Genomic DNA, 18,692 nt, shown 5'->3' with positions numbered 1-18,692 from the left:
GTTATAATCCATTTGGGGCAGAACTTTATTGCACCAAATTGAGTAAACCAAGACATCAGAACTGACTTAAATTGTCACTAAACCTAAAGTATATGTATAGATTTTTACTTTCGGCCATCATCTTCATTTTTTCGTTAAATACATTTACTGCAGAATCGCAAAGGCGACCATCGTGGGTGCGTCAACGCCCATCCGATGCGGATTTCTATATTGGTATAGGAATGGCTCCCAAAAGCCGTGATGACCAGAACATGCAATACGCCAGAGATGCCCGAAATCAGGCCTTGGAGGAGTTGAGTTCTGAAATTAAAGTTACCATTTCCGCCAATTCCATGCTGCGGCAATTTGAAAATAACTTCCAGTTTCAGCAGCAATTTGAATCAAAAGTTTACACCTCAGTACAGCAAACGCTCGAAGGTTACGAAGTTCATACCTGGGAGAATCGTCGTGAATATTGGGTGATGGTTCGCCTCAATAAGAATGTTTATGCCCAGCGTCGGCAGCAACGGCTGGATATGGCTAAAATGCTGGCATCGTCCTACTTTTTTGATGCCCGTGACGCTGTAGCTGTTGGAGATGTATCCAGAGCTTTAACATCATATTTTAGAGCAGTAACCGCGTTGCAGGACCACGTTGGTGAGGATTTAACACACCGAACCGCAAGCGGAGCTGTCAACTATGCCACAGATATCATGAGTGATTTACGCAGACTTTATCGTAACATCTCGTTTACACCGATAAATAATCATTTGCGTGTTGAATTTTCCCGTCAAATGCAGGAACCTTTGGCTCTCAAGGCTGAGTACTTTTCCAATGGTGAAATATTACCTGTTGCCAATCTGCCGGTAAAATTTGAGTTTTCGCATGGTGAAGGTGTTTTAAACTCTCAAAATGTGACCTCCAATAATGGCGAAATTCAAAGCACCATAAGCCGTTTAGTCTCCCGCCGTAAAATGCAGGAGGTTACCGCATGTTTGGATTTGGCCACCATTATTCGGGACGAAGACCTGGAGAGTCCCCTTTTACCATATTTTTTCCCCTCTGAAGATTTGCCATGTACCCGCTTTACCATTGAACTGAATAAGTCAACGGCATTTTGCAGAATTGAGGAAAATATTTTTGGAAACATTGACCCGGTTCACTCCTTTGGAAACCTTATTCGTGCTGATTTAAATGAGAACTTTTTCAATTTTTCAATGGATTCGGCTGATGCTGAATACATCGTCAATTTATCCCTTAATTTTAGAAAAGGTGACGAGCGGGTTGGAACCGGCTATACCGTTTTTTTGGTGTATGCTGATTTGCATATTTCGGTAGTTTCGGTCAACAATGGCACCAAAATATTCTCCGATGGCTTTATGGAAGTTCGCGGTATGCGACCCGGCAGTTATCAGCACGCCCTCAATGAGGCAAGGGAAAATGTACTTAACCGGTTCAGACGAGAGATTCTGCCTAAACTTGATGAGGTAGATATGTAGGATTAGCGTATAGAGCTTTAGTATCAAAACTTAATTCTCAATTTTAGAACGATATTTTTAGAATCACTTGACATGTACGGATTGATTTCCTAAATTTACACGTACGTAGTAGGATTGAATATGGATACAAAATTAACATTGAAACTTGACCAATCCGTGATTGAGAAAGCTAAGCAATACGCATCTTCACGTAAAAGAAGTTTATCAGGTTTGATTGAGGACTATCTTAAGATGTTGATTGTGAAAGATAAATCTGAATCCGGTGATGAAATTGAGATATCTCCATTTGTTAAGAGTTTGAAAACAGGCGTTAAAATTCCGGATGAACTTGACTACAAAGAGGAGTATCGAGACTACTTATGGGAGAAATATAAATGAAGTATAAACTATTTCTTGACACCAATGTGGTTGTTGATTTATTAGGAGAACGGGAGCCATTTTATGAATCAATTGCGAAAATTGCTACTCTTGCCGATAAAGGAAGTATCCAATTAACAGTTTCTGCATTAACATACTCAACAGTTTATTACCTTTTGTCAAGATTTGAAGATAAAGAGGTAGTAAAGGAAAAAATTAGAAAATTTAAGATAATTGCCAAGACCTCTGATTTAACCGATAAGGTAATTAGTAAAGGGTTGGACTCGAAATTTAAGGATTTTGAAGATTCCTTACAGTATTATTGCGCCATCAATGCAGAATGCAATGTGCTGGTTACCAGAAACTGGAGAGATTTTAAGGAATCAGACATTCCGGTTCTTACACCCGATGAATTCCTTGCCAGTTTACAGAATAAGTAAATCTCGTCCTAATGCCGACAAAAAGCATCAAACCAGCCAGTTTGTCAAATATCCAAACAAGACTCCCTTATAACGCCGACTTAAATTGCTCAAGAAAACGGATGTCGTTTTCGAAGAACAGGCGGATGTCCTTTATCTGGTATTTAAGAACAGTGATGCGTTCAATTCCCATTCCGAATGCAAAACCTGTATATTTTTTGCTGTCGATGTTACAACTTTCCAATACATTTGGGTCAACCATGCCGCAACCAAGAATTTCAACCCAGCCGGTGTATTTACACATGGTACAGCCTTCTCCACCACACAGGGTACATGAAATATCCATCTCAGCCGAAGGTTCGGTAAATGGGAAATATGATGGTCTTAAACGAATTTGCGTCTCTTTACCGAACATCTCCTTAGCAAAATAGAGTAGGGTTTGTCTGAGGTCTGCAAATGATACATTCTCTTCAATATAAAGCCCTTCTACCTGATGGAAGATACAGTGTGCCCTTGCCGAGATTGCTTCGTTACGGAAAACTCGCCCCGGAAAAATGGCTCTGATGGGAGGTTGCTCTTTTTCCATAACCCGCACCTGAACCGATGAGGTGTGCGTACGCAATAAAATATCAGGGTCTTTATGGATAAAGAAAGTATCTTGCATATCACGTGCAGGGTGCTCCGGCGGAAAGTTTAGCGCAGAAAACACATGCCAGTCGTCTTCAATTTCAGGCCCCTCGGCCACGGTAAATCCCAAACGTGCAAAAATGTCTACAATCTGGTTCTTCACAACCGACAACGGATGTCTTCCTCCCAATGGGAATGATGCGCCCGGACGGGTTAAATCTGTCTTTCCGTGGGAGGTGTCGGATTGCTCATGTTGTTCCTTAAGTTGCTGAATTATCTGCTGAGCTTCGTTCTTGAGTTGATTTAAAGCCTGACCAACCGCCTTCTTTTCAGTTGGAGGTACGGTTTTAAACTCATCAAAAAGGGATGATATCATTCCTTTTTTACTTAGATACTTTATTCTGAGCTCTTCCGCTTCGTTGGAAGATGTAGCTTTAAGTCCTTTAATCTCCGAAAGGAGTGCATCTATTTTATTCAGCATCGGATTTTTTTTTGTTTCGAAATACAAAAATAGTAATTATCAACTAACAATCCATAGACAATGGAATTTAAGCATCAAAAATGGTATCCGAGTCCAAAATACCATCTGACTCCTCCTCCATCTGAATTTCCGGCACCGCCAAGTCTGATGGGTCCAATAATGCTGTCATACTCCACAAGCAACCCATAGCCAATAATGGTTTCATCTTCTCCGATTATAATGTTTTCCAGCTCAGAATGGTTGGTTGATTGGGAAACTATTCCATTTACCATAAGAGTACCGTGTAGTTTCCGTTGAAATCTGTATCGGATATCCACTTTTGCCATGACAAAATCCTGAACAATCTTTTCACGCGGGTTTAGCCCTGCAAAACTTATTTCATTTGACCTGTTGTGAAATGGCATTCCTCCTACAAAATTTAATCCCGGTAGTGGCAAATCCTTATTGCTGTAACCAACCTGAAACCCCGGATTTAATACTAGTCTGGATGATAATTTTTGATACCCCTGAAACCCGACCGTAAGAAAAGATGTGTTTTTCTCTCCATAACTTGTGGACTCACCAATAAGGAATCTGGAGTCATTTCTTCCTCTATAAACCTCATCAATATTGAGGTAATGCTTAAAAGTTAAATGAAAAACACTTCCTCTGTCCGGAAAATGTCGGCGATTAAGGGTATTTCGGGTTGATGTAAAACATGCTGAAACAAATGAGTTTCCAAACCTCTTTACACCTTCGGAAAAAAGCTCAAAAAATCCGCTGTTTTGCGACATCACAGAGCGTTCATAACGCATGAATGCGTTATGTTCCCAGCGGGTTCCAACAGTTGTCATTAATCCCAGTGCCAGACTGGTGTAGTAATGATTGAATGTTCCATAAACAGCATTGTTGTCATGATAGATTGGCAAATTATTGCTTTCCAGGTTAAACTCAACTCTGGATGCCAGTCGGTGGCTTTCGCCCAAGTAATTAATGATGGATGTGTTTAAGCGAGGCTTTTCAGAGATATCAAAGGTAGTGGAAAGACGATTTCCACGCATCAAAATGTTACGTAACGTAACATTTGTAATGATTCCGGCTTTATATTCATTATCATAATGAAGTGAAAATTTGAATCTTGCTGTCTCGGACTCAATGGCCTGCAAATCTAATGCGAAACCATCATCACTAATTGGATATATTCTGTACGAAACCGATTCAAAATACCTGGTTCCAATAAGTTTATGTATTTTCTTCTCCATATCGCGGGGAGCGATGGTATCTCCCGGTTCAATACCCAAATTACTAATGAAAAAATGATAACTGATTCGCTCAAGACCGTTAATTCTGATTTCCGAGATTTTTATCCTCTCCGGGATTTTTTGCGTCGATGGAGCTTCAGATTTCTCAAATGAATTGATTTTTTCAGATAAGGATTCTAACTCAAACAACACAGTACGTGCCGCTTGTTCTCCTCGGTCAATTATAATATCTCCGTCAAAGAAACTGGCTGCGGTAAAAGGTTCCAGCTCCGGGGTAATCAAGATGTCAACGTATGGCATTTGCAGTCTCATGGAGATATTATTGCCGATCATTGCCGCCGAAGAGAGTATACTAGTTGGCGATAACAGGTCGGCAGGAGAAGTTTTATCCGGCGTTCCAACATTAACACCAATGATGATGTCTGCGCCCATCTCTTTGCACAGCTTCACCGGAAAATTATTTAAAACCCCGCCATCAATTAAAATCATTGAATCATTTACTACCGGAGCAAAAACAGACGGGATGGCCATTGTGGCGCGCAAAGCCGTGGTAAAGTCCCCTTTATCAAAAACAATTTGTTCTCCTGAAATCAGGTCGGTTGCCACACACTTAAAGGGAATAGGAAATTCGTCGAATGACTCGATTCCCGACTTATGCCAGGAGAGTCTGGATATCATTTCCGAAATGGAATGTCCGCTGATAAACCCAGCAGGAGTTCTTAAACCATCTCTTGTAATGTCTAACTCAACATGAAAACGCTGGTAATCATGTTTCTCCTCAGGAAGAACTATTGATAGCGGAACTCTGTCAGATAATAACTGTCCCCAATCCAATGCTCTCACAATTGAATCAAGTTCAGAAGCGCTATAGCCAATGGCGTAAAGACCTCCAATAATCCCCCCCATGCTGGTGCCTGTTATGTAGTCGGGACGAATTCCAGCTTCTTCCAGTACTTTCAGTACGCCAACATGTGCGAGCCCTTTTGCACCACCACCACTCAATACCAGCCCTATTTTGGGTCGCTCTTCGGTTGGTTCAGTTGCCAGAACCGAAAACGAGAATATAATTGTGAGAAGAAGTGAGATGATGATGCGCATGAACTAGCAATTACTCTTTATCTGAAATTTATTCTGATATAAATCTAATGAATTCGAAGGCAAATTATTGAAGATGAAGAAACAATTTTGCTCAAACGAGCAAAATTGATGTTTTAACCGTAACAAATCCGGGTGTTAAATGATGCCCCTGGCTTTTAGTTCCAGGTATTGATTGATGGTGTCTATGGTGAGATTCTCGGGATTGGTCAGAATGGCATGAATACCATATCTTTCAAGCTCTTTTACGATTTGCTTTTTTTCATAGATAAATTTCTCAGCAATGGCCTGCTGATAGATCTCTTCAGTATCTTTAGCCTGATGGTGAATCATACCAGATATTTCGGAGTTTTCGAAAAAAATGACCATCAGCAAATGGTTGGCAGCTAATTTGGCCAAAACATACATCTGTTGCCTTGCTGTTTTTATGCTCTCAAAATTTGTGAACAGAACCAATAGACTTCTTTGATGAACGCGATGTTTTACTGAGGCATACAATGCCTCAAGGTTATGTTCCAGGAACCCTGTTTTCTGATTATATAGCAACTCCATGATGGAGTTCATCTGGTGGCCTTCACGGCGGGGAGGAAGCATGTTGCAGATTTTCTCATTAAAAGTAATAACCCCTGCCTTGTCATGCTTCAGCATGGCTATGTTAGTCAGCACAAGCGAAGTATTAATAGCATAATCCAGGAGGGTCATTTTGTTGAATGCCATTTTCATGGTTCTTCCCATATCCAGAATACAAATTACCTGTTGCGATTTTTCATCCTGATACTGGTTAACCATCAAATGCCCCTTCCTGGCAGTGGCTTTCCAGTTAATGGTTCTGATGTCATCACCCTTTATGTAATCTCTTATTTGGTCAAATTCGGTATGATGACCAATTCGTCTTATTTTTTTTATCCCGATTTCTGAGAGACGATTGCTGATGGCCATGATTTCGTATTGCTTCATTTGGATAAATGAAGGATATACTTTTACCATGGCATCTTTATCAAACTGGTAACGGCGGCTAAACAACCCAATCTGACCCTTAATAAAAACATTCAGCACCCCAAAAAAATATTCGCCCCTCTCTTTTGGTGTCAGGGTATATTTGTACGTAACTGTTTTTTCGGGATGTAAAGTTGCTTCTATCCGAAAATCCCGAATTTGAAACTGAAACGGAATTTCATCAATAATCTCAGCATTGAATTTAAAGGGTAACTTACTCTCGATTGAGATGCAAACTTCGTTTTCATCTCCGTTGGAGAATCTTTCGGGGAGTATCCTCTTTCCAATAAGTCGACTTTTATTTCCGGGAGCAAAAAGTATCAGCCCATCAATGATTATGAGACTTAAGAACACTCCAAAAGCAAGCCATGCTACTAACAAAAACACACTCCATAAAAAAGCCAGGACGTAGAGAAAAGCTACGAACCCCAGTAATTTGTAGAATCTGTTGTTGATGAATAATGGCTTAAATGGAATCTTCATTTTTCCTGATTTTGCTGTATCATTGTTTATCTTCTTTTCTGGAAATTATCTGGGGATTTCCACTGAATCAATTATCTGGCGAATAATGGATTCAGGTCTGATACCTTCCATCTCTTTTTCAGGAGATAAGATGACTCTGTGACAAAGAACCGGATAAATGACTTCGTGAATATCTTCCGGCGTTACAAAGTCTCTCCCTTCCAGAGCTGCATAAGCTTTCGCGGTATTTAAGATGGCCAATGAAGCCCTAGGGCTTGCACCTAGATAGAGTGCGCTATTTTTTCTTGTACGATCAACAATGGTCGCTATATAATGCAGCAGTTGTGGGTCAACAATTACCTGGCGGGTCAACTCCTGAAATTCAATGATTTCATCGGCAGACACAACAGGCTGTATCTCGTCAATCTCTTTTGCTAATCCTCTGTTGCATGAGTTCTGAAGAATGGATACCTCCTCCTCAACGTCAGGGTAATCAATTTTGATTTTAAAAATAAATCTATCGAGTTGTGCCTCAGGCAATCGGTAAGTACCTTCATGCTCAACAGGGTTTTGCGTCGCAATTACCAGAAACGGATTTGCCATGGGGTGAGTCACTCCGTCAATAGTGGCCTGACGTTCCTCCATAACCTCAAATAGAGCTGATTGAGTTTTTGCAGGAGCTCTGTTTACTTCGTCAATGAGAATCAGATTGGAAAAAATCGGTCCACTTCTAAACTCAAAAGCAGAACTTGTATTGTTAAATATGGTTGTCCCCAATACATCTGAAGGCATTAAATCCGGAGTAAATTGGATTCTGGAAAACCCGGTATTGATGGTTTTTGCCAGAAGTTTGGCAATGAGTGTTTTCGCAACTCCCGGTACACCTTCAATCAGTACATGACCATTGGCCAGGAGTGCGGTTAAAAGCAGGTCAAGAACCCGCTCCTGACCAACGATGACTTTACCTATTTCATTTCGGATGCGAAATGCAAGATGGTTCAGTTCCTGAACCTTTAAACGGCTTTCAAACATGCCGTTTTCTTCGTTATAGTTGTTGGTTAATTCTTCATTCATAATCAGCGACAGTTTTTATAAAAGAATTCCAGTTGACGATTAAATTGCTGCAGGTCTTCCTGCGATATATTTTTTACCCTATCCAGGTTTTTTGCCATTCTGAACAAAGCAGCTACGCTGCGTTCTCGTACACCTGATTTTTCAGATATCTCCTCAATGATTTTACTTTCATCACTCGTAATTTGTATGAAATACCTATTACGTATGTACTCCTTAAAGTACAGAAACCTCTTTCTGGCTATCCCGGCATGGTCATTTTTTAAAAGGTATAACCGACTAATGGTTTCAACAAATGAGAGAGTAATATTCCGAGTTGCATTTATGATGGGAATGGCTCTTTGGCGACGCTTCCCATGAAAAACCAACCAGAAAAATGCTGCCATCAGAGTCAGGTACCATGCCATTCTTAATGCAGGCTCAGCCAGAATGAAATCTATTTCGGAACCAATTGAAGTAACACCAGTTTTATGGCTTTCATCCCAAACGGTAGTGGTTACTGGTAGATACGAAAGGCTTTTAAATATATACTCACTCTTGTTTCCCGATAAAAGATGATAATTAGTAAAGGCAATGGGGTTGGCGTTGATGAATATGGCGCCATGGCCATGTTGAATTTTGATGAAATTTGTTCTGCCCCGGTTGTTGTGGCCCAAAACAGTGGTTCGCGTTGAATCATAGGATTCAAAATAGTTGTTCGTTATTACCTTTCTAAACCAATAGTCTTGATAGCCTTTTTGGATGGCTTTATTGGTAAAATGATAACCAATTGAATCATTTGTTATAGATAAAACCGGCGGCATTGCCCGTCGGACTCTCAGATTAAAGGTGTCTTCAAAACATTCGGAGAAAGATTCTGCAGCAATAAAAACATGGTTCCCTGCGCTTGCAACTTCCAGTAGCCTGGAAACCTCGTCGCAATTTGGGTCGTAGTTATTATTTATGTATATGAAATTTGTATTTACAGGTGTGGCTTCCTCTAAAAAATCATTTAATCCTGAGTGTTTAACAATTAATTCCTGACCGGGGAAAAGATGGTTTATTACATTATAAACCAAACGAGTTCCCAGTGGTTTTGCGTGTCGGTTTGAGTAACTGTAAGTCCAATCCAAAGGTTGGGGAGCAAAAAATGCAGAGACAACCAGAATAATCACCCCAATAATCAGGATGATGGATATCACACGTTGAAATCTGCCGGATTGGTTCATATTCTTTTTTAACAGTTAAATTATCAGGCAACAGATGCCATTCCTTCTTTTATGGTTTTCTCAATTTTAGTAAAACGCTCTGAATCCGGATCAAACTGTCCAAACCAAACGTATTCATAAAGTTTGATAATTTTACGGAAGGTTTGCTGTATGCTTTGATCCTTTATTTCGTATAAGTAATCCTTATTTGTCTTCCATGTTCGGATGGTGATACAACTTCTTTTCTCCAGGCTTTTTAGGTAGAGCAAATAAAGAATCCTGACTGCTTCCCGGTAAGCTTTATTGTTCTTGTATAACTTAAATAGGTGTTCTAACTCTTTTTCATTATGGGTTTCATCGGTTTTCATTAGATGAATTTCCGACAAATCCCCTTTTCGCATGTAATTGAAGAATCCTCCAAACGGAATGTTGAGCAGCTTAAGCACAAAAAACAGAGAAACCACAATTACCAATCCCAGCAACAAGTATTTAATTGTTCCCCCCTGACCTTGCATGCCACTGAGGATTTCCTGCCAAATCCAGGCCAATATGCGCTGTAGCAATCCTGGCCTCTCATTTTCACGATCGTAATTATATGCCGGGTTGTTTTGATACTGACGAATTTGTTCAATTGGCGGTTCACGGTATTCTATTTTGCTGTTATCATCCCATGGTGTTACTGATTGAGCATTAGAATCCGGCTGGGGGGGGATTGTCCCCCCCCAGATCAGCATAAACATGATGCCAGTTATCAGATATAAAATACTCGGATTTCTTTTTGATGCCACCGCGAATGATATTTAGAAGAGTTTAGCTCATGTTTGAATCATCCGTGATCTCTTCAATTTTCTGAAGAAGTCCCGGATTTTCCTTTTGTTCCTTTAAGCTATAATACTGAATAGCAATGGCAACAAAAACAATCGGGTATATGATGTATTGTGCTAAAGTTCCAATGGAGGTTGTGAAGATTACTGCCAATGAGGTAGAATCTATAGCTCCTTCTCCTGTCACAGATGAATAGCCTTGAACAACACCAACAACAAAGGCAGGTATACTGAATATGGTTCCAAGCAATGAAACGATAACGGATGCTATCACTATGATTCCGAATGTGACCCACCAATTTCCAAAAACCAGGCTGAATGATCTTTTTATTGCCGAAAATGCCCCTATGTTTTCATCAACGAGGGGCATATAAGTCATCGAGAGAGGCACAAACACAAAAACAACCGGAATTACAACCAAAGCTATGATTCCCATGAAGATAATAATGGCTGTAATAATTGTCGACGATGTTAATGAACTTAATCCGAAAACAAAAATTCCGCCGATGGCAGCTGTTACCATTATGATTATAAAAGATATGAAATAAAGCCCGATAAGTGGTCCGATAAAGGGAACAAACCCATTCCACACATCTGCAGAAGAAAACTGGTCTTTTCCCTTGTATACATAGTGTTTTATATAAGAAGCTGACAGGCCTGTCAGAAAAATTGATGTCGCAAAAGATACTAATACCAGAAGAGTAAGCAACCATGGATTTACCAAGGCGTTTGAGTCGACAATACCACCTTCCAGTGCTTGAAAAAAACGAGATAACTCATTGCCTGAATAGTAGGCTCCAATGATAGAGGTGATAATAATTGGAATGCCTGCATACCATATTATTACTTTGCCAAGAGGTTTAAACTCTTGTTTTAAAAACGTGAATGTGGCATTTATGACTTCTGAGAAGTCTCTTTTTCTGTTAATTTGGATTTCGGTGTTTTTCATTTGAGTTAGTTTTTCTATATACGTAATATGGAACTATTACAAAGTACCACAAAATTAATCCTAAAGATAGTGCAATTATCAAAATAGCCGACAGCGTTGACATGGTATTATAATGACGCGTAATATAACTTTCGATCCAGGCAGCAATAACAAAGAAAGGAACCAGTCCAAGCATGATTTTTGTGCCCCTGCGAACTCCCTTTAAGAAGCTGTCTTTTCGGGTATAAGTTCCCGGGAATAATATACTTTTACCCAGAAGGATGCCTGCACCTCCTGCCAGAACTATTGCCGATAGCTCCAGTGTTCCATGAATCATGATGGTTATGGAGGCAACAGTACCAAGCGATTGTTGAAAGAAGAAAGTGATGAATGATCCTACCATTACCCCGTTTCGGAATAAAACATAAGCCGTTCCCAATGGGGTTAAAACGCCGAAAAGGAATGCCACAAATGAAACATAGACATTGTTGAAGGTGATAGACAAAAACATTAAAAATGGAGTCATTTTTCCATATACTCCCAAAGGATCACCTTTGGCAATGTTGTCAAGTGTCATGTTCACATATGCATCACCCAGAATAAGTCTTATCAGATCGGAATCAGCAATGGCACCTGCAACTCCAATCATGATCGAAATAGAGAAAATAATCAATGACCATAAAAAATCTTTTCTGGCTTCATACAGGGCAACAGGAAGTTCCTTTACCCAGAAACTCAGGAGTCTTGAACTTTTCTCCTTTTTGTTACGGTAGATCAGTGAATGTGATTTTGCGCTTAGTCCATTCAGATAGTCAACGATTCCAGATTCGGGATAAAATGTGCGTGCATAGGAAAGATCATTGGTAAGCAGAATATATTGGTCGGCCAGATCATCGGGGCTGATGCTCCCCGGACTATCCAGTTGTTTCTCGAAGTTGCTCCAGCGTGCTTTGTTAAGGCTGATGAATGATATTTCCTTCATCCGGGTAGAATTATATTTTTCTGATTCAAATGTTTTTATCTAAATTTGAAACAAATTTAGCATATTATCTTAAATGTCCATAACGGATGGAGACATTCAATCTTAATACCTCGCAAAATGTTGACTTGCAATATCAAATTGCAAGTTTAGGAGACAGAATTCTGGCATATCTTCTTGATGCCCTATTTATTGGATCCTATTTTCTTTTTTTACTGTTAATCTTTTCCTCTAACCTTTCGGACCTTGGAGGATGGTTTCTTCTATTCTTTATTCCTGTAATTTTTTATCACCTGCTTTTTGAAATGGTTTTTAACGGACAAAGTCCGGGAAAAATGATCATGCGTATTAAAGTTGTTAAAACTGATGGTTCACACCTGACTTTTGGTGCATGTTTTATAAGATGGATATTCCGAATCATCGATGTGTCCCTTATGGCAGGAGCAATTGCCGTTCTTATAATTATCATAAACGGCAAAGGACAAAGAATAGGAGATATTGCAGCATCTACCACAGTTCTAAGAATTCATAAAAAGAAATCAATGACCTCCTCTCCTTTTATGAATATTGAAAAGAGCTATACACCACACTTCCATCAGGCTGAATTACTTTCGGACAAAGATATACTTGTAGTAAAGGAAGTGCTTGAAGTGTATCGGAAATCACCGGACAACAAGAGTAACCATGTGATATTACTAAAAACCAGAGAAGCCATCTCCAAAAAGATGGCTGTTACCAGCGATATGACTGATGTCCAGTTTTTATATGCAATAGTAAAGGATTATAACTCAATCCACATGAGGGAGCCAGCTAATGTATAAAAGAAAAACTGGCTTGAGTTTTTTACTCAAGCCAGTTTTGTTCTATTTTCTCTGAACCTTTTTTAGAATCAATTTCTTCTCGACATAAAAATCATAATATAATAGGCTAGTGTAGCCAAAGCGGATAATGCAGCAACCACGTAAGTGTAAGCAGCCCAACTAAGTGCGTCTTTGGCTTCTACATGACTTCTTCCGGAAGTTATTCCGCTCGTGGTAAGCCATTTCAGTGCCCGATGGCTGGCATTGATCTCTACTGGCAAAGTTATAAATGCAAAAGCTGTAAACACCGAGTAACAAGCAATGATGATGATCAGTGCTAAATCAAATGAGATGACTGTTGGCAGTAAAAAAGCACCAACAAACATTGAAATAAAAATAATATTAAGCAATCTGGCACTTACATTTTGTAATGGAACCAAAGCGGATCTCAGCTGCAACGGAGCATAAGCTCTGGCATGTTGCACTGCGTGTCCACATTCGTGAGCGGCAACGGCTGCTGCGGCAACGTTACGACCATGATAAACTTCCTGACTTAAGTTTACTGTTCTGTTAGCTGGGTTGTAATGATCAGATAATTGCCCCCCTACCGACAAAACTTTTACATTTGAAATGCCATTGTCGTAAAGCATTTTTTCAGCGATCTCTTTTCCTGACATCCCACCTGAAATGGGCGTCTGAGAGTACTTCTTAAATTTACTTTTCAGGGTTGAACTGACAATCCAGCTTGCCAGCATAAATACAATGAAAATTATCAGCAATGGTGATGAAAACATATCTCCTCCTTTTTTTAAAATTGTCCAACATTGGATTGCAAAAAGTTTGCCACAATACTATGTCGGAAAAACTGTCATACTGAAACGGCAAATTATATGGCTGGTTTGATTCTTAGTCTCTGACCAGGTCTGATTCGTCCGGCATCGGTAATGTTATTAAGCCTCATGATATCTTCATTGGAAACACCCGGGTATTGTCTTGCAATGGTCCAAAGGTTATCTCCCGATCGCACAGTGTACCATACATAGTTGGCATCGTCTCCGGCCGATGCTGTTGCAGTAGCCGGCGTGGCTGCTGCTGCCTGAACTGGTTGTCCCATGTGTCGTGCAGCGATTGCACGAAAATGATCTGCTCTACTTGCAGGTACATAAATGGTCAGTCTCTGACCAACCCTGATTATGTTACGGTTAATATTATTCCAATACCTTAAATCTGACGCTCTTACGTTAAACCATTCAGCTATAAGACCAACGACATCACCTGATTTTACAGTATATTCAATGGGCACTGTTCCTGCCGGAGCAACAACTGAGTGGGTTGCGCTTGATGGCGCTATCACAAGCTGGTTGTTGGGGAAAAAATCTTCTCTTCGATGTGCGTAAATGGTGTCTTCAATAGATGCAAACATGGTGGTTTGGTCAAAAGCGAGTCGCAACGGATACAAAGCGTTTTGAGCCGGGATAACATCCCTGCGATATTGCGGGTTTAGCTCCCTAATGAACTCTATTGGAATATTTGTCATCTCTGAAATTTGCTCAAAATGCAATGGCTGACTGATCATGACCGTATCTGTTGCAACGGGAAAATGAACGGGACGGGCATGTAAATTATGCTCTTCAGCGTATTTGAATGCATAGGTTGCAGCTATAAAAGCCGGAACATAACCCCTGGTTTCACGGGGCAGACGATAATAGATGGCCCAGAAATCGCGCTGACCGCCTGAGCGACGTATGGCCCGGTTTACATTTCCCGGTCCGCAATTATATGCTGCCAGTACAAGATGCCAATCTCCGTATATGTCGTATAAATCTGACAGGAAATCTGCTGCAGCTTCGGAAGCTTTAACCGGATCACGACGTTCATCTATATATGAATTTACATTCAGTCCATAATGTTTGCCAGTGTGATACATAAACTGCCAAATCCCTGAAGCTCCGGCACGTGACAAAGCTCTTGGATTTAATGCCGACTCAACCACAGGAAGATACTTTAATTCAAGAGGAAGGTTACGGGCATCAAGTGCTGCTTCAAAGATTGGGAAATAGTGTTCCGATAGTCCCAGCATGTTTTCCATCTGGGTTCTTCTTCTTTGTGTATACAGTTGAATGTAGGCCTTTACCTGGCTGTTAAAGGGATAATAAATGGGAGAGTTAATATCCGCCAGTCGTTGAATATAAACCGAGTCGGGAATTTCATCAACCAGCATTTCCCTTGATTTAATGATGGTATCAAGCACCATATCAAGGGATGATGCAGATCGTACGTGCCAAAGATTAACCATGCTGTCAAGCGATGTAACAAAAGCTTCTCTCTCTGCGTCGGTTGTCTTTACGTTGCTGGAAGAGGTGCTTGCATAAACGCCAGCTGTCATTCCTAAAGTAAAGAGCATAATTAAAATATATGTCTTCATAAAACTCCTTGTTTGTGGTTCATAAAAATTATTGCAATTTACTACAGAAAACGATATTGTGCCATATATTGTTATATCGTACAATGTTTTATTTGGTTAAAACCTGATTTGAAGTTGTAACGCGGGAATGGCATTTGACTCAGGGTATGGTTGAAGCAGTACCGGTTCAAGACTAAATGACAGGTCATCACTGATATCAAAATCGTAAAAATGTGCGTCAACTGCCGCATCTATGATGTTAGCCAAATAGATGGCAGCAAGACCAATATAACTCAAATCTCGGTCTCTTTTATATCTGCGGCGTTTATTTTGTAAAGCTCTTTGAAACCATTCAGCATAACGACCGTGTACATCGTCAATTGTAAGTGTTGGAGGAATAAATCTTTCATAGCTGGTGTTTCCCGGATCCCGGATCAGAAAATCACGATATGCCGATCGGTACCTGTTGTAATAAGTCGTGTTAAATGAGATTCCATACACAACGCCTCCAATTCCTGCATATAACAGGGGAACTTTCCAGTATTTATCATTGTAGATTTGGCCCAATCCGGGTAGAACCGCGGAATAGAGTGTTGCTTTATGAGGTGAATGATGATACTCTTCGGGATAGAAGTCATAAAGATAGACTTCGTTTGAAACGAAGTCTGTTGTATCAGCCGCCTGTCCTTCAATTAATACCGGCATCATTAAAAGAATGATGACCGGAAACCCGATTCTTTGTTTAAATATACTCACCTGGCGAATAAAATTACTTTTTTCACTCCTTCTTTTTATCCAGAATGGAAATGATCTTTTCCAGTTCCTCATCAGACCGGAAAGGGATGATGATTTTTCCGTTGCCTTTGTCGTTTCTGGAAAACTGAATGTTTGTTTTAAAGAAATTCGACAGCTGTTGTTTCAATTCGTCATATTCAGGGTTAGTTTGCACTGTGGCAGGTTTTTCAACCGGCTTTTCCTCAATTTCTCCTGAAGCAGCTTTACGAACCATTTCTTCAACTTTACGAACCGAGTAATCGTTATCAATGGTTTCGTTGAAAATACGAATCTGGATTTTTGGATTCTCAACGTTGATGATGGCTCTTGCATGACCCATTGAAATCTGTCGCTCACGCAATCCCAATTGAATTTCAGCCGGAAGTTTTAGTAAACGTAAATAGTTGGCAATGGTGGATCTTTTCTTACCCACTTTATCTGAAAGGCTTTCCTGTGTGAGTTTACACTCCTCCATAAGACGCTGATAACTAATGGCAACTTCAATCGGATCCAGATCTTCACGTTGGATGTTTTCAACCAGCGCCAATTCCAGCATGGTATCGTCTTCTGCGTCGCGAACATAGGCAGGCACTCTGTTTAATCCGGCCAGTTTGGCTGCTCTGAAACGACGTTCACCGGCGATGATCTGATAGCTGTCATCGCTTATTTTTCTTAACGTAAGCGGCTGAACAATGCCAACACCTTTGATGGATAAGGCCAGTTCATTCAGTCGTTCCTCGTCAAAATGTGAACGCGGCTGCCATGGGTTGGCTTCAATTTTTGAAATTTCAATTTCCATAATTGAAGCAGCCGGACGGCTTTTGCGTACATCTTCGGTGTTGTCAATTAAAGCTCCTAATCCTCGTCCTAAAGCACTTTTTTTTGCCATCTTTTATGATAAAGTGATATTTAAATGATTTTATCTTTATTGTCCATGCGTGTCATATTGTTTTTTTGTAACAATTCACGCGCCAGATTTAAATAGTTGGTAGCACCTTTTGATGCGGCGTCGTACATAACAACTGCTTTTCCGTAGCTGGGTGCTTCACTCAGTTTAATGTTGCGGGTAATAAGGGTTTCAAAAACCATTTCCTGAAAGTGAGTTTGAACCTCTTCAACCACCTGATTTGATAGTCGTAGGCGAGAATCATACATGGTTAAAAGGAAGCCTTCAATTTCGAGTTCAGGGTTTAATCTGTTTTGTATGATTTTAATGGTGTTCAGAAGTTTTCCAAGTCCTTCAAGAGCAAAATATTCGCACTGAACAGGAATGATTACCGAATCGGATGCTGTTAAGGCGTTTACAGTTATTAATCCCAACGACGGAGAGCAGTCGACCAGGATGAAATCATAATCATTGCGAACCTTTTCCAGCACTTCCTTTAATACATACTCTCTTTTGGGCATGTTTAGCATTTCGATCTCGGCTCCAACCAGATCAATATGGGAAGGGAGCAGGTATAAATGGTCTATTTCTGCTTTCAGGATGGCTTTTTGAGTATCAACCTTGTCAACAATACATTCGTATATGCTGTTCTCAATGTTGTTAAGATCAAAGCCTAAACCAGAAGTTGCATTGGCCTGTGGATCTGCATCAACAACTAACACGCTGTATTCCAGAACTGCCAGACTGGCAGCAAGGTTAATTGCTGTTGTGGTTTTACCAACACCTCCCTTTTGATTCGCGAGAGCTATAATTTTTGCCATAAAACAGATGTTTAAATTTGGTACGTCAAAGTAATAAAAAGTTATTTTTTGACGAAAGCCAAAGTTAATCTTTTATTGGTAAATAAATAGAAAATACGGATATAAAATTATGCTTGGTGTTGACTTGTTGGGAGTTAAGTGTATCTTGCGTGTGTCAAACATTTCCTATATGCAACAAGTGTGAGTTTTTCTCTTAGTTAGAAGCCTCTTTTGATTTATAATACACTATTTATCGGGGTCGATTGATTTATTTTAGCCCATTCCCTTAAGTTTTTGTATTTCCCGATGATGTTGCACAACAAGATCTTCCTGCTTCTTTCGGGCCTTCTGACGATATTCTTCGAAATCGTCCTTCAAATTATTCAGCTCGTGCTTGGTTTTACTGATCGTCTCAAGATTTTTTTTGTATAAAAGGAATATGAACACGGCTAATAGTAATATTCCTGTCATCGTAAATATAACCAGACTCAGAAAGAATCTCTTGTGCATGGATATTCCAACCAGGCTGAATGCATCACGGGCTCTTTCAGCCTGTGACAATTTTTCCCGGGTATCGTTCAATTCTTTACTTAACTGTTCTATTTCTGATTTTTGACTGAATATGGTCGAATTCAGTGTCCTGATGTGGTTGTTTTTATAACTTAGTGTATCGACAGTGTTGGTGTTAAGCTGGTTTAGCCATCTTTCGGGCACCATTCTGTATTGCTCCCATCGAGACGACTGATTGATTATAAAATCCAACTGTTCCTGGATGGATGAATCGGTTATATATGGTCTGTTAGGGTTTGCGACAACAATGCCTATGTTTAAGATAAAAGCCACAAACGGAAGAATAATACGCCAAATACTTTTCATATTCTTT

General features: G+C 40.0%; 18 protein-coding genes. 4 read left to right on the top strand and 14 right to left on the bottom strand.

Annotated elements, in window-relative coordinates; genetic code table 11:
• Positions 1 to 92 precede the first annotated feature (92 nt).
• The 3 genes from B5X70_RS00375 (at position 93) to B5X70_RS00365 (ending at position 2,275) form a co-directional block, all read left to right on the top strand.
• Positions 93 to 1,478 carry an LPP20 family lipoprotein gene (locus B5X70_RS00375; RefSeq protein ID WP_079555875.1) on the top strand — a complete coding sequence of 462 codons (1,386 nt, stop codon included), beginning with the start codon at positions 93 to 95 and terminating at the stop codon, positions 1,476 to 1,478.
• Between the two features lie 120 nt (positions 1,479 to 1,598).
• On the top strand, positions 1,599 to 1,856 hold the full coding sequence (locus B5X70_RS00370; protein ID WP_079555874.1) for a DUF6364 family protein: 258 nt from the start codon (positions 1,599 to 1,601) through the stop codon (positions 1,854 to 1,856).
• Positions 1,853 to 2,275 carry a type II toxin-antitoxin system VapC family toxin gene (locus tag B5X70_RS00365; RefSeq protein ID WP_079555873.1) on the top strand — a complete coding sequence of 141 codons (423 nt, stop codon included), beginning with the start codon at positions 1,853 to 1,855 and terminating at the stop codon, positions 2,273 to 2,275. The genes B5X70_RS00370 and B5X70_RS00365 overlap by 4 nt, the downstream gene beginning before the upstream one ends.
• Before the next feature lie 67 nt (positions 2,276 to 2,342).
• On the opposite strand, the gene pheS is transcribed toward B5X70_RS00365, so the two are convergent.
• The 8 genes from pheS to B5X70_RS00325 all read right to left on the bottom strand — a co-directional run bounded on the left by pheS (position 2,343) and on the right by B5X70_RS00325 (position 12,148).
• A complete protein-coding gene (gene pheS, locus B5X70_RS00360; RefSeq protein ID WP_079555872.1) occupies positions 2,343 to 3,362 on the bottom strand; it encodes a phenylalanine--tRNA ligase subunit alpha in 1,020 nt (339 codons plus the stop codon).
• A 74-nt stretch (positions 3,363 to 3,436) separates the two neighbouring features.
• Positions 3,437 to 5,701, bottom strand: a complete 2,265-nt coding sequence (locus tag B5X70_RS00355; protein WP_079555871.1) for a patatin-like phospholipase family protein — start codon at positions 5,699 to 5,701, stop codon at positions 3,437 to 3,439.
• 135 nt (positions 5,702 to 5,836) lie between these two features.
• The gene (locus B5X70_RS00350; RefSeq protein ID WP_079555870.1) at positions 5,837 to 7,177 is read right to left on the bottom strand and encodes a DUF58 domain-containing protein; all 1,341 of its coding nucleotides are present in this window, start codon (positions 7,175 to 7,177) and stop codon (positions 5,837 to 5,839) included.
• A 45-nt stretch (positions 7,178 to 7,222) separates the two neighbouring features.
• Positions 7,223 to 8,230 carry an AAA family ATPase gene (locus tag B5X70_RS00345; protein ID WP_079555869.1) on the bottom strand — a complete coding sequence of 336 codons (1,008 nt, stop codon included), beginning with the start codon at positions 8,228 to 8,230 and terminating at the stop codon, positions 7,223 to 7,225.
• Positions 8,231 to 8,232: 2 nt separating this feature from the next.
• Complete coding sequence (locus tag B5X70_RS00340; protein WP_079555868.1) at positions 8,233 to 9,435, bottom strand: DUF4350 domain-containing protein; 1,203 nt, start codon at positions 9,433 to 9,435, stop codon at positions 8,233 to 8,235.
• A 23-nt stretch (positions 9,436 to 9,458) separates the two neighbouring features.
• Complete coding sequence (locus B5X70_RS00335; protein ID WP_079555867.1) at positions 9,459 to 10,202, bottom strand: DUF4129 domain-containing protein; 744 nt, start codon at positions 10,200 to 10,202, stop codon at positions 9,459 to 9,461.
• Positions 10,203 to 10,224: 22 nt separating this feature from the next.
• Complete coding sequence (locus B5X70_RS00330; RefSeq protein WP_079555866.1) at positions 10,225 to 11,187, bottom strand: hypothetical protein; 963 nt, start codon at positions 11,185 to 11,187, stop codon at positions 10,225 to 10,227.
• Positions 11,162 to 12,148 (bottom strand): stage II sporulation protein M, encoded by a 987-nt coding sequence (locus tag B5X70_RS00325; RefSeq protein WP_079555865.1) that lies wholly within the window; start codon positions 12,146 to 12,148, stop codon positions 11,162 to 11,164. The genes B5X70_RS00330 and B5X70_RS00325 overlap by 26 nt, the downstream gene beginning before the upstream one ends.
• An 86-nt stretch (positions 12,149 to 12,234) precedes the next feature.
• On the opposite strand from B5X70_RS00325, the gene B5X70_RS00320 reads away from it, so the two are divergent.
• On the top strand, positions 12,235 to 12,966 hold the full coding sequence (locus B5X70_RS00320; protein ID WP_079555864.1) for an RDD family protein: 732 nt from the start codon (positions 12,235 to 12,237) through the stop codon (positions 12,964 to 12,966).
• 68 nt (positions 12,967 to 13,034) lie between these two features.
• Here the strand turns inward: B5X70_RS00320 and B5X70_RS00315 are convergent, their stop codons facing one another.
• The 6 genes from B5X70_RS00315 to B5X70_RS00290 all read right to left on the bottom strand — a co-directional run bounded on the left by B5X70_RS00315 (position 13,035) and on the right by B5X70_RS00290 (position 18,685).
• Positions 13,035 to 13,739: a zinc metallopeptidase gene (locus B5X70_RS00315; protein ID WP_079555863.1), complete on the bottom strand. Its 705-nt coding sequence runs from the start codon at positions 13,737 to 13,739 to the stop codon at positions 13,035 to 13,037.
• Positions 13,740 to 13,831: 92 nt separating this feature from the next.
• The gene (locus B5X70_RS00310; RefSeq protein ID WP_079555862.1) at positions 13,832 to 15,370 is read right to left on the bottom strand and encodes a lytic transglycosylase domain-containing protein; all 1,539 of its coding nucleotides are present in this window, start codon (positions 15,368 to 15,370) and stop codon (positions 13,832 to 13,834) included.
• A gap of 96 nt (positions 15,371 to 15,466) precedes the next feature.
• Positions 15,467 to 16,105, bottom strand: coding sequence for a DUF5683 domain-containing protein (locus B5X70_RS00305; protein ID WP_143254997.1), 639 nt, complete (start codon positions 16,103 to 16,105; stop codon positions 15,467 to 15,469).
• A 22-nt stretch (positions 16,106 to 16,127) separates the two neighbouring features.
• Complete coding sequence (locus tag B5X70_RS00300; protein ID WP_079555860.1) at positions 16,128 to 17,012, bottom strand: ParB/RepB/Spo0J family partition protein; 885 nt, start codon at positions 17,010 to 17,012, stop codon at positions 16,128 to 16,130.
• Positions 17,013 to 17,032: 20 nt separating this feature from the next.
• Complete coding sequence (locus B5X70_RS00295) at positions 17,033 to 17,830, bottom strand: ParA family protein (RefSeq protein ID WP_079555859.1); 798 nt, start codon at positions 17,828 to 17,830, stop codon at positions 17,033 to 17,035.
• A gap of 252 nt (positions 17,831 to 18,082) precedes the next feature.
• Positions 18,083 to 18,685 (bottom strand): hypothetical protein, encoded by a 603-nt coding sequence (locus tag B5X70_RS00290; RefSeq protein ID WP_079555858.1) that lies wholly within the window; start codon positions 18,683 to 18,685, stop codon positions 18,083 to 18,085.
• Positions 18,686 to 18,692 lie beyond the last annotated feature (7 nt).

Source organism: Alkalitalea saponilacus, from assembly GCF_900168165.1.
In the GTDB taxonomy this organism is placed as follows: domain Bacteria; phylum Bacteroidota; class Bacteroidia; order Bacteroidales; family Marinilabiliaceae; genus Natronoflexus; species Natronoflexus saponilacus.
This window is presented reverse-complemented; position numbering and strand designations above follow the sequence as displayed.